This window comes from Sphingomonas sp. HMP6, assembly GCF_013374095.1.
Taxonomy (GTDB): domain Bacteria; phylum Pseudomonadota; class Alphaproteobacteria; order Sphingomonadales; family Sphingomonadaceae; genus Sphingomonas.
Genome location: NZ_AP022672.1, coordinates 3,433,553 through 3,448,791 on the forward strand (window position 1 = coordinate 3,433,553; position 15,239 = coordinate 3,448,791).

Genomic DNA, 15,239 nt, shown 5'->3' on the forward strand with positions numbered 1-15,239 from the left:
ACGCGTGGCACCGTGGACCCCGGCACAAGGCCGGGGTGACGGTTGGAGGTATTACGCCGCCCCAGTCGCCTTGGGCGTCGTGCGGTCGGCACCCCATTCGGACCAGCTGCCGTCATAGACCGCCGCTTCGTTGCCGAGCAGATGCGCACCGAAGGCAAGCGTCGAGGCGGTGATGCCCGATCCGCAGGTGGTGACAAGCGGCTTGGCCAGATCGACGCCTGCGCCTTCGAACGCAGACTTGAGCGCGTCGCCGGTCTTCCACGTGCCATCGGCGTTGAACAGGTCGCCGTACGGCAGGTTCTTCGAACCGGGAATGTGCCCGGCGTGCGTGGCTGGGCGGGGGTCGGGTTCTTCGCCGGTGAAGCGTGCTGACGAACGTGCGTCGAGCACTTGCTCCGCGCCGCTGTCGACATTCGCCTTCATCTGATCGAGCGTGCGGACGCCCTTGTCATCGGCCCAGACGGTGAAATGGCGGTGGCGGAGCTGTTCCTTGCCGCTGACCGTCTCGCGGCCCTCGGCCTGCCATTTGGCGAAACCGCCGTCGAGGATCGCGACATCGTGCGCGCCGAACGTGCGCAGCATGAACCACGCGCGCGCGGCGGTGCGGAGCGGCGAATTATCGTACAACACGATCCGGCTGCCATCGCCGAGACCAAGCGACTGCATCCGGCTGGCGAACTTTTCGGGGCGCGGCAGCATCGAGGGCAGGTCGCTCGAATTGTTGGCGATCTCGGCCAGATCCATGAACACGGCGCCGGGGATGTGCGCGGCCTCATATTCCGCCGCCGGGTCACGCGATCCGTCGAGGATATAGGTCGCATCGACGATTCTGAGGTCATTCGCGCCCAGTTCGTTCGCGAGCCATTCCGTCGTCACTAGCGAGTCCATGCACCGTCTCCTTGTTTGCCTGTGTCCCTAGCCACCCGCGGGCGCTGCGTCGAGTGAGTCGAGAAACGCCGTGGCCGACGCGCGCAAATCGCGCTTAACGGCGTCGTCCATTTTCGCCCAATTGCGATACGGCATGGCGAGGCGTTGGTTCCGCCCGAGCTTGTTTTCGTTGCGCGCGAGGAAATCCCAATAGAGCGCGTTGAATGGACAGGCGTCGGGGCCGATCCGCTGCTTCACGTCGTAGCGGCACGACCGGCAATAATCGGACATGCGATCGATATAGGCGCCGCTGGCGGCATAGGGTTTGGAGGCGAGCAGGCCGCCATCGGCGAATTGGCTCATCCCCACCGTATTGGGCAGTTCGACCCATTCATAGGCGTCGATGTAGATTTCGAGATACCAGTGGTGGACCTGTTTTGGATCGGCCCCGATCAGCAACGCGAAGTTGCCGGTGACCATCAGGCGCTGAATGTGGTGGGCATGGGCCCGGTCGAGGGTCTGGCCGATTGCCTCGGCCATGCAATGCATGTCGGTCTCGCCGGTCCAATAAAAGGCGGGCAGCGGGCGGTGCGCTTCCAGGAAATTGCGGTCGGCATAATCCGGCCCTTCGCGCCAGTAGATGCCGCGGACATATTCGCGCCAGCCGATGATCTGGCGGATGAAGCCCTCCGCCGCGTTGAGCGGGACTTTGCCCGCCGCGTAGCGTTCGGTGACCGCGTGACACAGATCGAGCGGGTCGAGCAGGCCGGAGTTGAGATACGGCGACAGGATCGAATGCCACAGATGTGGCTCGCCGGTGAGCATCGCATCCTGGTAATCGCCGAACTGTGCCAGCGCGTGATCGAGAAAGTGGGCTTGCTGGCGGAGCGCATCCTCGCGCGTCACCGCCCAGGCGAAGCTGTCGAGCGTGCCCGGATGACCCGCGAAGCGCGCCGCGACCAGCGTCAGCACCTCATTCGTGATCGCATCCGGCGCGAAGACGAGCGGGCGCGGCATCAGCAGGTCGGTCTTCGCCGGCTTGCGATTGTCCTGGTCGAAATTCCACTGCCCGCCGACCGGCTTGTCGCCCTCCATCAGCAAGCCGGTCTTGCGGCGCATGTCGCGGTAGAAATACTCCATCCGCAATGCTTTCCGTCCCTCGGCCCACGCTTCGAATTCGGCATGGCTGGCGAGGAAGCGGTCGTCGGCGCGGATCTCGACCGGCACGCCGAACAGCGTTTCCCATGCTTCCAGCATCGCCTGGACGCGCCATTCCCCAGATTCGGTGACGACGATTCGATCCGGGTTCAGCCGGGCGACCGCGCGGGCGATTTCGCCGGTGAAGCTGCCGCTGTTAGCGGGGTCGTCGAGCGTGACGTAATCGACCGTCCACCCGTGCGCGCGCAGGGCATCGGCATGGTGGCGCATGGCGGCGAAGATGTAGGCGATCTTCTGTTTGTGATGGCGCACATAGGTTGCTTCGTCGGCGACCTCCATCATTAGCACGCGGGTGGTTGCCGGGTCGGTGTCGATCAGCGCGGACAGGCCCGACGAAAGCTGATCGCCGAGGACGGGCACGAGGGTGGTCAATTTTTGACCCTCACATTGGACTTGTTCCGGTATCCACCGGGCACCACACATCGCATTCGCCATTCTTGCGGCACGGTGGACCGGGGAACAAGTCCGGGGTGACGAAATTTGTGACGCGCACTATATCTTACATATGACCCCAAAATATCTCGGCCAGAGCAGCGCACTTCCGACATCGCCCGATGAAGCGGTGCTCGACTATGTCCCCAATCCGCGCCCCGGGCGCGCCTATCTCGTGCGCTTTGCGGTGCCGGAATTCACGTCGCTGTGCCCGGTGACGGCGCAGCCCGATTTCGCGCATTTGGTGATCGATTATGCGCCTGCCGCGACGATCGTCGAATCGAAATCGCTCAAGCTGTTTCTCGGGAGTTTTCGCAACCATCAGGCGTTCCATGAGGATTGCACGGTCGGTATCGGCGAGCGATTGTTTGCCGAGATGCAGCCGTTGTGGCTTCGCATCGGGGGGTATTGGTATCCGCGCGGCGGCATCCCGATCGACGTATTCTGGCAATCGGGACTGCCGCCGGAAGGGCTATGGTTGCCGTCGCAGGAGGTGCCGGGCTATCGTGGTCGCGGGTGATGGCGCGACTCCGTTCATCTCCGCGCAAGGTTGATTAAGATCATCACGATTCACCTTGTTGCAACGCAGCATCGCTGCAACCATATTGTAACTTGGCCGTTCGGAAGAGGCAGCACAGGGGCATTTGGCCCGATTTTACTCTGAGGATTGCGAGCATGATGCATTTGGCGGATGTCGTGACCCCGATCGATCACCTCGCGTTGATCGGCAATTTCTTGCCCCGCAAATGCGGTCTTGCAACATATACGACCGACACTTTCACCGCATTGAAGGGCCGTTTCCCGGATTTGAAGATCGACGTCTATGCGATGGACGATCATCCGGGCCTTTACGATTATCCGCCCGAGGTGACGCGCAGCATCCCCGATCAGGACCGCATGGCGTATCTCGACGCCGCGCGCGTAATCGAGGCCAGTGGCGCGCAGGCGATCTGGCTGCAGCACGAATATGGCATTTTCGGCGGCGCGGCGGGCGAGCATATCCTCGCCCTGCTCGACCGCGTGTCGATCCCCGTCATCGTCACGCTGCATACGATCCTCGAAAAGCCCAGCGCCGACCAGCGCCGGGTGATGGATGGCCTGCTGCGCCGTTGTGCGCGGGTCATCGTGATGGCCGAGCGTGGCCGCGAGATCCTCGAGCGCGTTTACGGCGCGAGCGGGCGCAACATCGTGATGATCCCGCACGGCGTGCCCGATCGCGACTTTGTCGATCCCAATTCGCTCAAGGGCCGTTTTGGGTGGGAGGAGCGCAAGGTCGTGCTGACCTTCGGCCTGCTCGCGCCTGGCAAGGGGATCGAAGTGATGATCGAGGCACTGCCCGCGATCGTCGCGCAGAATCCGAACGTGCTCTACGCGGTGCTGGGGGCGACGCATCCCAACCTCGTCAAGCATGAGGGTGAGAAGTATCGCGACGGGCTGAAGGCACTGGCGGTCGAACTCGGCGTTGACGCCAACATCGAGTTCATCGATGCCTTCCTCGAACATGACGAGCTAATCGATTATCTGCAGGCGGCGGATATCTATGCGACGCCATATTTGAACCCGGCGCAGATCACGTCCGGCACGCTCAGCTATGCCGTCGGCGTCGGCAAGGCGGTGGTCTCAACGCCGTATGTGCATGCCACCGAAATCCTGGGTGACGGGCACGGCGTGCTGGTCGATTTTGGGGATTCGGCGGCGTTTGCGCGTGAGATCAACGCGCTGCTCGGCAGCGACCGCAACCGCATCAGGCTGTCGGAGCGGGCCTATGCGCGCGGTCGCACGATGATCTGGCCGCGCCTTGCCGAAGTCGCGATGCGCGAGATTGTCCAGATGGTCGCTGCCAAGCCACAGCGCTTGCCGACCGGCACGGTCGCCACGATCCCGCTCAAGCCGGATTTTTCGGCGGTCGAGCGGATGAGCGATTCCACCGGCATGCTGCAGCATTCGATCTATTCGGTGCCCGACCGGCGTCATGGCTATTGCATCGACGACAACGCCCGCGCGCTGATGCTGGTTAGCCAGATGGTCGAGATGGACGCGGCGGCGCGCGATTCGTGGATGACGATCTATGCGTCGTTCCTGCAATATGCGTGGAACCCCGAAGCGCGCCGCTTTCGCAATTTCATGAATTTCGACCGCACGTGGTGCGAGGATTTTGGGTCGGAGGATTCGAACGGTCGGACGCTGTGGGCATTGGGCGTTACCGCGCGCGATGCGCAGATGGCGAAGCATCGCCATTGGGCGCTGTCGATGTTCGACATGACGGCCTCGCTCGCGCTCGAACTTGGTTCACCGCGGGCGCATGCCTTCGCGATGCTGGGTGCAGCGGCGATCATCGAGGCGTATCCGAGCCATGCGCTGGCGCGCACGATCCTGTCGCGCTTCGGCGATGAGTTGCGCGGGCTGCTGGCAGAGGCCCGGCGGCCGGAGTGGGAGTGGTTCGAAATCGTGCTCGCCTATGACAATGCCCGGCTGCCCGAGGCGTTGATCCGCGCTGGCACCGCGCTTCGTCGCGACGATCTGGTCGCGTGCGGCATCTCGACGCTCGACTGGATCGTCGGCAAGCAGACCTCGCCCGAGGGCCGCTTCCGTGCCGTCGGCAGCGAAAGTTTCGGCCGCGTCTATGCCGAGCCGCTACAATTCGACCAGCAGCCACTTGAAGCGCAAGCGACGATCGATGCCTGCAGCGCGGCGTTCGACGCATCGAAGGATCTGCGCTGGGTCGAGGAAGCCGGCCGGGCATATCGTTGGTACCTGGGGCAAAACGACCTCGATTTGCCGCTGGCTACCACGCAGGATGGTGGATGTTTCGACGGGCTGATGCCCAACGGGCTCAACCGCAACCAGGGTGCCGAGTCGATTCTGGCGCTGCAATTGGCCGGTTGCACCATTTCGGGGCTGGCAAAGCGGGCTGAAAGCGTGGCAGGACCGATAAGCGCCGTCGCGTAGCCTCGCTCGCGACGCCGCCAAGGCGTTACGCGAGGCTGTTTAGTGATCGAGCTGTTCGAACATCCGTTGAGACTTCACGCCGATCCGTCGCGGGTTGTGGTGCGGCCCTTCCACTTGGCGTGGGGCGGCAATGGCGGCAATCGCACCGAGCGGATCGTGAGCGCGGTGATGGCGCTCGATACCGCCGAGACGCGTGCCGAGCTGGAGCTGGTGCTCAAGGATTTCGAGGCGCGGCACTGGCAGACACGACGCGTGTTCATGACCCGCTATGACGAGATCGAGCATATGCTTGGCCTTGATGGCACCGAGATCGGTGATGAGAAGCGCCAGTTGATCGGCGCGTATTTCTGTCACGAATATAGCTATGCCGCCGCCGCGTTGATGAACCCGAGCGCGGTGCCGCATTTCGACCAGTCGGGGATGCCCGCCGGATCGACCCGAATCCTGATGAGCCTGCGCGCGGTGGGGGAGGGGCACATCTCCTCCGTCGCCTTCCGCGAAGGCATCATCGCCGACGGCAATCTCCTGAAGCTCGCGCCCGAGCCACCGTTTGCGACCGCGACCGATGCCGCGGGGCTGGACGAAGAGACGATGCCCGAGGGGCCGATCACGGTCTATCGCCACCGCGATTCGACGCTGTCGGGGACGGTGATCTTTCCGATCACGGCGGCGCAATCCAAGGGGCTGGAGGATCTGCGCCTCGTCCAATTCCATCATGACGATGGCTCGGTCGAATGGGTCGGCACTTACACCGCGTATAATGGCTCGTCGATCCAGTCGGAATTGCTGCGAACGCGCGATTTCCGGGCGTTCGATCTGGTGCCGATGACCGGCCCCGCCGCGCGCAACAAGGGCATGGCATTGTTCCCGCGCAAGATCGGCGGGCAATATATGATGATCGGGCGGCAAGACGGCGAAAACCTGTTCCTGCTCAAATCCGATACGCTGACGCATTGGGACGAGGGGCAGAAATTGCTTACTCCGGCCTTCCCGTGGGAGCTGGTGCAGATCGGCAATTGCGGCCCGCCGATCGAATTGGAGGAGGGCTGGTTGCTGCTGACCCACGGCGTCGGCGCGATGCGCAAATATGCGATCGGTGCGGTGCTGCTCGACAAGGCTGATCCATCCAAGGTGATCGGCCGGACCAAGGAGCCGATCCTTGCGGCGGCGAACCAAGATCGCGAGGGGTATGTGCCCAACGTGGTCTATACCTGCGGTGCGATCCGGCACGGCGATACGCTGTTCGTGCCGTACGGGGTGGCGGACAGTTCGGTGGCGTTCGCGTTCATTCCGATCGCAGGGTTGTTGGCGGCGATGTAAGGCCGGGCGCAGGGGCGTCGTCCCCGATGCGCCACAGCGCAGCGCCCGGCCCGGCCGGCGGGTAAGCCAGCGCGACCGTCCGACGTCACGACGGCGGCTTTGCCGTCGGCAGTCTCCTTCGCGCTACCGCGTCGCCGTCACGGCGCGCCGGTACAGCAGCGCGGCCAGCCCCAGGAACAGCGCCGTCCCCCCAATCAGCGCGGGTGTCTCATACCCCTTGCCGATCAGCGCGAGCGGCGCGTCGCTGTTGGTGGCGTAGACGATCACCGCGAAGGCTACGCCCCACAGGCTTTCGCCGACGATCAGGCCGGTCGCGGTGAGCGTGCCCATCCGCTCGGCGACGTCGGGGTTGGCTGCGGTGTGCGCCCAGCGATTGTAAAACCAGCCGATCACCGACCCCAGCACCGTTGGCAAGATGACAGACATTGGCAGATAAATGCCGAGCGCGACGCCCAGCGGGGGGAGGCGCAGCAGCTTCAGCTTGCCGAGCACTTCGTCGAGCCCGATCAGCACCACGCCGGCGAGCGCGCCATATTCGAGCATCGGCCAGTTCGCATTGCCCGAGAGGACGCCCTTGGCCAGCGCCGAGATCAGCCCGGCTTGCGGCGCGGCGAGTGCGTTCGGCCCGGCGCCGGGCACGCCGACGAAGCCGATCCCGCTGTTGAGGACGTTCAGCACCGGCGGGATGATGAGCGAGCCGAACACCACGCCGATCAGGAGCGCGACCTGCTGCTTCCACGGCGTCGCGCCGACCAACTGGCCGGTCTTCAAATCCTGGAGGTTATCGTTCGAGATCGTCGCGACACCGAAGACGATGCCCGTCACGATCAGCGCATAGGCGATCAACGCGGTGGTGGTGTCGGCACCGGGATTCTGTCCGAACAGGCCGACCAGCATCAACGCCGAGCCGAGTACCGACAGGATGCCGATGCCCGACACCGGCGAATTGGATGCGCCGATCAGCCCGGCCATATAGCCGCATACCGCGGCGATCATCAGCCCTGCGACGAGGATGAAGACGAGCGCGCCCGCGATCAGCAGGAGTGCCGAGGTGGCGAGCGCGCCGCCAGCGATGACATCCCACAACAGCCACGCAATCGGCAGCAGCGTCAGCAGCGATCCGCCGGCGACCCAGGCGATCGGGATATCGCGTTCTTCGAGCGCGAGCGTCTCGCCCGCGCCGCGTGCCGCACTCGCCGCTAGCGCCGATCGCACCCCGCCGATGACTGGGCCGGCGATCTTGAGCAGCGTCCAGATCGCGGAGATGCCGATCAGACCGGCGCCGAAGAAGCGCACGTCGTTCTTCCAGATCGTCGTGACCCAATCGGCGATATCGCCCGGCATCGGATGCGCCGCGGTTATCACCGGAACCAGAACGAACCAGCCGATCACCACGCCCAGCGCCATCGCAGCACCAACTGATATGCCGACGAGATGCCCGACCCCGAGCAACGCGAAGGACAGGCTCCCTGAAATGCCGGTCGCGCCCGCGCCGACGCGGAAGGTGGTCGCGGCGGTGTCGGTGACGATCTTGGTCTGGGTGAAGATTGCGAAACCAGCCGACGCAAGGCTGTTCCAGACGAGCACGAGCAGGCCTTGTTTCGCCTCGGCCTCGCCCGCGCGCGAGCCTGCGCCGATCTGCAACACCTCGGCAGCGGCGACGCCCTCGGGATAAGGCAAGTCGCTGTCGACGACGAGCGCGCGGCGTAAGGGAACCGAGAACATCACCCCAAGGATGCCGCCGGTCATCGTGATTGCGGCGGTCTGCACATAGGGAAAGCCGTGCCACCAGCCGATCATCACCAGCCCCGGCAGCACGAAGATGATCGCAGCGAGCGTGCCCGCCGCGCTCGCCACGGTCTGGACGATGTTGTTTTCGAGGATCGTCGCGCCCGGCAACATCCGCAGGATCGCCATCGAGATGACGGCCGCAGGGATTGAGGTTGCGAAGGTCAGCCCGACCTTCAGCCCGAGATAGACGTTGGCGGCGGTGAACAGCAGCGTAATGATCCCGCCGAGCAGGATGCCGCGGACGGTCAGTTCGGCGATCGGCTGCGCAGGGGCGGTGCGAGTGTCGGTCATGGTGTACCGTGGCACAGGGTGCGCAGATCGAAAAGGGGCGGCACCGATCGCGTGACCCGGTTTTGCTGCACTGCGCAATACTACGCATTGGCAAAACTAAGTATGCTTATTATATGCGCGGGGTGAGCGACTCGATTGCCTTTTTGACCAGCGACCTCTCGCGCCTGATGCGTCGCCGTTTCGATGAGCGCGCGCGGATGATCGGCGTGACGCGCACGCAGTGGCGCGTGCTGAAATTCCTGCAGCGCGGCGAGGGGATCAACCAGGGCGGCCTCGCCGATCTGCTAGAGGTCGAGCCGATCAGCCTGTGCCGGATGATCGACCGGCTGGAGGAAAGCGGGCTGGTCGAACGGCGGCGCGATCCGAAGGATCGCCGCGCGTGGCACATCTTCCTGACCGAGCGCGCGCGCCCGTTGTTGAACGATCTGGCGAAGATTTCGGAGGAGTTGCTCGGCACCGCGCTCGCCGGGATTTCGCAGGACGATCACGATGCTGCCGTCGCGGTGCTCGCACGCATTTACGCCAATCTGTCCGACTCGCATGAAGGCAATGAGGCCGCAAATGGCTGACGCAGACCCCAAGATCGATCGTGCCCGTGCGGCCGAAACCGTCGTGATCGCACCTGCGCCTGCTGCGCCCGCTGAGCCCCCGGCGAAGACGCGCGGGTGGCTGCGTCCCGTCCTGATGTTGAGCGTGCCGCTGCTGATCGTCGCGATTGCCGCGTATTTCTGGCTGACCGCCGGTCGCTTTGTCGAGACCGACAACGCCTATATTCAACAGGACAAGGTCTCGGTTTCGGCCGATGTCGCCGGGCGCATCGTCGAAGTGGCGGTCAAGGAGAACCAGCCGGTCAAGGCCGGGCAATTGCTGTTCCGGATCGACCCCGCGCCTTACCGTATCGCGCTCGCACAGGCTGAAGCGGCGATCGCGTCGGCGCGCGTCCAGGTCAGCACGCTCGCCACCGACAGCGGGGGCGCGGCAGCCGACATATCGAGCGCGAAGGCCGATATCGCGCTCGCGCAGGCAACCTATGGTCGGCAGGCCGAGCTGATGAAGCAGGGTTTTACGACGCGGGCGAGCCTCGATGCGGCCGCGCAACAGGTGGCCGCTGCGCGCGCGCGGCTCGCAACGGCGAACGCCAGCGCGACCAAGGCGCGGGTGCAGGTCGGCAGCGGCACCGGCGGATCGGGTGTGCCCGCGGCGGTGCAAGCGGCGATGGTGCAGCGCGACAAGGCCGCGCTCGATCTTTCTCGGACGGCAGTCTACGCGCCGGTCGCAGGGACGATTAGCCAGTCGGATCGGTTGCAGGTCGGGGCGATGATGATCACCGGGCTCCCCGCGGTCAGCGTCGTCGCGGCGCATCGGGCGTGGGTCGAAGCGAATTTCAAGGAAACCGACCTCAATAAGATGCGCGTGGGGCAGCCGGCCGAAGTGTCGTTCGATGCTTATGGCGGGCTTAAGCTCAAGGGCCATGTCCAGTCGATCGGCGCGGGGACGGGATCGGAATTTTCGGTGCTGCCGGCGCAGAATGCGACCGGAAACTGGGTCAAGGTGACGCAGCGCGTGCCGGTGCGGATCGCGATCGATGAAACGAGCCCGCGCCCGCTGATCGCGGGGCTCAGCACCAACGTCACGGTCGACGTGCGCGACCATGGCAAGCGTTAAGGACGGGCTGGACGAGTCCGCCCGGCTCGCCCGCATCCCATCGACCGAGGAGGCGGCGCCGTTCGAGGAACGCGCCGCGCTGTTCACCCGCAATCGCCCGCTGCTGACGATCGGCGTGATGGCGGCGACGATCATGCAGATCCTCGATTCGACCATCGTAAATGTCGCCCTGCGCGACATGACCGCGTCGCTCGGCGCGACCGCGGATACGATCACCTGGGTGCTGACCAGCTACATCGTCGCCTCAGCCGTCGCCATTCCGTTGACCGGGTGGCTCGCCGACCGGATCGGGTCGCGCAATCTGTTCCTGGGCGCGGTGGTCGGCTTCGTGATCGCCTCGATGCTGTGTGGCCTCGCGACCAATTTGCCTGAAATGGTGATCTTCCGGATATTTCAGGGGATTGCCGCAGCGTTCATGAACCCGCTCAGCCAGACGGTGATGATGGACATCAATACCCCCTCGAAACAGGCGGGGGCGATGTCGATCTGGGGCATGGGGATCATGGTCGGGCCGATCCTGGGGCCGGTGATCGGCGGCTGGCTGACCGACAATTATGATTGGCGCTGGTGTTTCTACGTCAACGTGCCGATCGGCGCGGTGTGCTTCGCGATCCTGTGGGCGCTGCTGCCGTCGCGCCAGATCACGCGGCGCGGGTTCGATCTGTTCGGCTTCGCGATGCTGGCGGTGGCGATCAGCGTGTTCCAGTTGATGCTCGATCGCGGGCAGACGCAGGATTGGTTCAGTTCGTGGGAAGTGTGGACCGAGGGGATGGTGGCGCTGGGTGCAGCGTGGCTGTTCTTCGTGCAATTGCTCACCGCGAAGAACCCGATGTTCGACCGCGCGCTGTTCCTCAATCGCAATCTGCTGACCGGGATCGGCTTCATGCTGGTGATCGGCGTGCTGATGACGGCGACGCTCGCGCTGCTGCCGCCGATGATGCAAACGCTCTATGGCTATCCCGTGCTCGATGCCGGGATCCTGTTGATGCCGCGCGGGATCGGCATCGTCGCGTCGATGTATGTCGCCGGGCAGTTGATGAAGCGGCAGGTCGACCCGCGGCTGATGGTTGGCGGCGGTCTGCTGATCGCGGCCTGGTCGCTGTACGACATGACCGGCTGGACGATCGAGATGAGCGCGCAGCCGTTCATCGTGACGGGCTTCATCCAAGGGATCGGGCTTGGGCTGGTGTTCATACCGCTCAACATCATTGCGTTCGGCACGCTGTCGCCCAGGTATCGGACCGAGGCTTCGAGCCTGATGAACCTGTCGCGCAACATTGGCGGGTCGGTCGGCATTTCGGTGGTGACCGCGCTGCTCGCGCGCAACATCCAGACGAGTCATTCGGAGCTCGGCCAGCATATCCCCGATCCGGGCCTGCTGGCGAACGACCCGGTGACGAGTTCGATCACCGGCGGATCGACCGACGCGGCGCTCGCCATTGCCGATGCCATGGTCAATGCACAGGCAGCGATGATCGCCTATCTCGACGATTTCAAATTGATGATGATCCTGACGCTGTGCTCGGTACCGCTGGTGCTGTTGCTCCGGCGGCCAGCACCACCCAAGCCTGGCGATGAACCGGTCCACGTCGCAATCGACTGAACTTTATTCGTTGCGCACCCGTCGCCTTTGGCGGAGTCGTGCGTTGGCGGGGCTATGCAGACACTGTGGTTCATCACCAATCCAAAATCCGGCACGGCGACGCCTGCCAAGGCTGACGCGCTGGCAGCGTTGTTCGCCGATAACGGCCTGACACTGGTTGGACGGTCGGCGTTCCCCGACGATGCCTTGCCGACCCCTGAAGTGCTGGATGCGGCGGGGGTGGATACCGTAGTGCTGTACGCCGGGGACGGGACGATCAACGCCGCGGTGGCGGCGCTCGCCGACTGGAACGGCGCGATCCTGATCCTGCCCGGGGGTACAATGAACCTGCTGGCCAAGCTGCTGCACGGAGCCGCGGAGCCTGCGGCGATCATCGCGGCGGCGGTGCGCCACGGGCGCTCGGTTCCACTGCCTTGTGTCGATGTGGGCGAAGCGCGCGCCTTGGTCGGCCTGATCCTCGGCCCGGCGGCGAATTGGGTGCGCGCGCGCGAATTGGTCCGCGCCGGGCGGCTGCGCGGACTGGGGCGTGCGCTGCGTCATGCGTGGCGGCGGACGTTCGGGCGCGGTATCCGGCTCGACGGCGTACCGGGACTCAAGCACGGCGCGCAGGCGGTGCTGGTTCGGGCCGAGGTCGGGCATCTCGATGTTGCCGCGATCGACGCGCGCGATTTTCGCAGCCTCACCAATCTCGGCTGGGAATGGCTGACCGGCGATTGGGTCGCTGCGTCCGAAGTGACGCAATGTCGCACGCGCCAATTTCGCACGCGCGGCGACAAGCCTGCGCTCGCGTTGGTCGACGGAGAGCCGATCATGCTGGAACCCAGCAGCGTGGTAAGCGTAGGCATGACACGCGATCTGTTCGTCACCACGCTTCCGGAGGGTTGATGCGCCTGTTTCATGTCAGTGATGTGCATTTCGGGCGCGAAGACGCGGCTGCCGTCGCGTGGTTCGACGCGCTGGTGAAAGCCGAGCGGCCCGATGCGGTGATCATGACGGGCGATCTGACGATGCGGGCGCGGCGTAGCGAGTTCGAAGCCGGGCTAGGCTGGCTGCAGCGGCTCGGGGTGCCGGTGACGGTCGAGGTCGGCAATCACGATCTGCCGTATTTCAACCCGATCGATCGTTTCTTCCGGCCGTATCACCGGATGCACGCGATCAAACGGCTCGTCGAACTGCCGCTCGATCTGCCCGGTATCGCGATCGTGCCCTTGGTTACGACCGCGCGGGCACAGTGGCGGTGGAACTGGTCGAAGGGCAAGGTGAGCAAGGACGCGCTTGCACGATCGCTCGCGTTGCTTGCCGAGGTGCCCAAGGACAAGCTGGTCTTCATCGCGTGCCATCACCCGCTGATCGAACCCCAGACGCGCGCATCGGCACAGACCCATCGCGGTGCCGATGCACTGGCCGCGCTGGCCGATGCGGGCGCGCACGCAGTGCTGACAGGGCATGTCCATGATCCGTTCGACATCGCGCATATCATCGACGGACGGTCGGTGCGGATGATCGGGGCGGGCACGCTGTCCGAACGCACCCGGACCACACCACCGTCGTTCAATGAGATTCGTGTGAATGGCGGGACGTTCGATGTCGTTGTGCGCGCGATGGACGGTGAGCCGGACGAGGTCTTGCCGCGCGAGCGGGCGGAGTAGGGGCGTCGATCCACCCCGGCGCACGCCGGGGCCCAGTAGCGCACGTTAAGGGATCTGGGCGCAGCGTTTCCTTACTCCGGTTTCGCGACTGGGCCCCGGCGTTCGCCGGGGTGGAGGGAACCGGACAACTCTTGCCGTCCCCCGCTGCATCGATATGCTGGCGCAATGAAACCAGCCATGTTGTTCGCCCCGCTCGCGTTGTTCGCAGCATTCCCCGCCGCCGCCGCGCCGTCCGACATCGACGCCCGCGTCGCGCGGGTGTTGAAGGCGACGCCGTTGATCGATGGGCATAACGATTGGGGTGAAACGCTGGTCGATGTCGCGGGCGCTGCGCGCTGGACGATCGATCTCGACCGGCTCGATCCGGTCAAATACGACACCGACATCACGCGGCTGCGCAAGGGCCAGGTGGGGGGACAATTCTGGTCGGTCTACGTCCCTGCAAGCTTGCCCGGCCCTGAACAGGTCGAGGCGACGCTCGATCAGATCGGGCTGATGCAGCAGATTTTCGCGCGCTATCCGACGGTGTTCGAACCCGCCGTCACCGCCGCCGACGTGCGCCGGATCCACGCCGCTGGCCGGATCGCATCGTTGCTCGGGGTCGAGGGCGGCGGGCAGATCGACGGCAGTTTCGCGGTGCTGCGCGCCTATCGGCGGCTCGGCGCGTCGTATCTGACGCTGACGCATTCGCGCACGATTGCCTGGGCCGATTCGGCGACCGACAACCCGCAGCATGATGGCCTGACCAAGTTCGGCGAGGCGGTAGTACACGAGCTCAACCGGCTCGGCATGCTGGTCGATTTGAGTCACGTCAGCGAGGCGACAATGCGCGACGCTTTGCGCGTGACCAAGGCGCCGGTGATCTTCTCGCATTCCTCGGCGCGCGCGCTCGATGATCATCCGCGCAACGTGTCCGATGCGGTGCTCAAACTGGTGGCGGCGAATAAAGGCGTCGTCATGGTCAATTTCGCGCCGAGCTATGTGTCGGAGGAGCGGCGGCTGTGGGAGGCGGCGCGCAACGGACAGATCGCCAGTTTCAACGCGCCGCCGTTCGGCGGGCTGTATATCGGGCAGCCCGACAAGGCGAAGGCTGCGCTCGCCGCGTGGGAGACGGCGCATCCCCGGCCGGTCGTGACGCTGGCGCAAGTTGCCGACCATATCGACCATATCGCCAAGGTGGCAGGGGTCGATGCCGTCGGGCTGGGCGGCGACATGGATGGCGTGCCCGACCTGCCGCAGGGGCTGGACGGCGTCGATACCTATCCGGCGTTGCTGGCCGAACTCGCGCGGCGCGGGTGGAGCGACGGCGATCTCGCCAAACTGGCGGGTGGCAATGTCCTGCGCGCGATGGAGGGGGCCGAACGCACTGCAGCAGCGCTCCGCGCCGAGCCGATGGCGACGGGGACGGTGGCGGGTCTGGACGCAAACTGATCCATCGTTCTACGCTGCGGGGT

The 15,239-nt window shown here is 64.9% G+C and carries 12 protein-coding genes; 9 read left to right on the plus strand and 3 right to left on the minus strand.

From position 1 onward, the window contains the following. Nucleotides 1–51 precede the first annotated feature (51 nt). Complete coding sequence (gene sseA, locus HMP06_RS16810) at nucleotides 52–888, minus strand: 3-mercaptopyruvate sulfurtransferase (RefSeq protein WP_176498122.1); 837 nt, start codon at nucleotides 886–888, stop codon at nucleotides 52–54. Between the two features lie 27 nt (nucleotides 889–915). Then, a complete protein-coding gene (locus HMP06_RS16815) occupies nucleotides 916–2,508 on the minus strand; it encodes a cryptochrome/photolyase family protein (RefSeq protein WP_176498612.1) in 1,593 nt (530 codons plus the stop codon). Nucleotides 2,509–2,590: 82 nt separating this feature from the next. Here HMP06_RS16815 and queF point away from each other — a divergent pair, with 82 nt between their 5' ends. From queF to HMP06_RS16830, 3 genes are all read left to right on the plus strand, one after another. Further along, entirely contained in the window at nucleotides 2,591–3,037 is a 447-nt protein-coding gene (gene queF, locus HMP06_RS16820; RefSeq protein WP_176498123.1) for a preQ(1) synthase, read from the plus strand. Nucleotides 3,038–3,192: 155 nt separating this feature from the next. After that, nucleotides 3,193–5,466 carry a glycosyltransferase family 4 protein gene (locus tag HMP06_RS16825; RefSeq protein ID WP_176498124.1) on the plus strand — a complete coding sequence of 758 codons (2,274 nt, stop codon included), beginning with the start codon at nucleotides 3,193–3,195 and terminating at the stop codon, nucleotides 5,464–5,466. A 42-nt stretch (nucleotides 5,467–5,508) separates the two neighbouring features. Beyond that, nucleotides 5,509–6,786, plus strand: coding sequence for a glycoside hydrolase family 130 protein (locus tag HMP06_RS16830; protein WP_176498125.1), 1,278 nt, complete (start codon nucleotides 5,509–5,511; stop codon nucleotides 6,784–6,786). Between the two features lie 123 nt (nucleotides 6,787–6,909). Here HMP06_RS16830 and HMP06_RS16835 read toward each other — a convergent pair whose 3' ends face one another. Then, nucleotides 6,910–8,868 carry an OPT family oligopeptide transporter gene (locus tag HMP06_RS16835; RefSeq protein WP_176498126.1) on the minus strand — a complete coding sequence of 653 codons (1,959 nt, stop codon included), beginning with the start codon at nucleotides 8,866–8,868 and terminating at the stop codon, nucleotides 6,910–6,912. Between the two features lie 113 nt (nucleotides 8,869–8,981). On the opposite strand from HMP06_RS16835, the gene HMP06_RS16840 reads away from it, so the two are divergent. The 6 genes from HMP06_RS16840 (at nucleotide 8,982) to HMP06_RS16865 (ending at nucleotide 15,216) form a co-directional block, all read left to right on the plus strand. Then, complete coding sequence (locus HMP06_RS16840; protein WP_176498127.1) at nucleotides 8,982–9,437, plus strand: MarR family winged helix-turn-helix transcriptional regulator; 456 nt, start codon at nucleotides 8,982–8,984, stop codon at nucleotides 9,435–9,437. Continuing rightward, the gene (locus HMP06_RS16845) at nucleotides 9,430–10,533 is read left to right on the plus strand and encodes an HlyD family secretion protein (RefSeq protein WP_176498128.1); all 1,104 of its coding nucleotides are present in this window, start codon (nucleotides 9,430–9,432) and stop codon (nucleotides 10,531–10,533) included. The genes HMP06_RS16840 and HMP06_RS16845 overlap by 8 nt, the downstream gene beginning before the upstream one ends. Beyond that, nucleotides 10,520–12,136 carry a DHA2 family efflux MFS transporter permease subunit gene (locus HMP06_RS16850; protein ID WP_176498129.1) on the plus strand — a complete coding sequence of 539 codons (1,617 nt, stop codon included), beginning with the start codon at nucleotides 10,520–10,522 and terminating at the stop codon, nucleotides 12,134–12,136. Before HMP06_RS16845 ends, HMP06_RS16850 begins: the two co-directional genes overlap by 14 nt. 54 nt (nucleotides 12,137–12,190) lie before the next feature. Next, nucleotides 12,191–13,021, plus strand: coding sequence for a diacylglycerol/lipid kinase family protein (locus HMP06_RS16855; RefSeq protein ID WP_176498130.1), 831 nt, complete (start codon nucleotides 12,191–12,193; stop codon nucleotides 13,019–13,021). Next, a complete protein-coding gene (locus HMP06_RS16860; RefSeq protein WP_176498131.1) occupies nucleotides 13,018–13,785 on the plus strand; it encodes a metallophosphoesterase family protein in 768 nt (255 codons plus the stop codon). Before HMP06_RS16855 ends, HMP06_RS16860 begins: the two co-directional genes overlap by 4 nt. A 165-nt stretch (nucleotides 13,786–13,950) precedes the next feature. Then, nucleotides 13,951–15,216: a dipeptidase gene (locus tag HMP06_RS16865; RefSeq protein ID WP_176498132.1), complete on the plus strand. Its 1,266-nt coding sequence runs from the start codon at nucleotides 13,951–13,953 to the stop codon at nucleotides 15,214–15,216. Nucleotides 15,217–15,239: the final 23 nt, after the last annotated feature.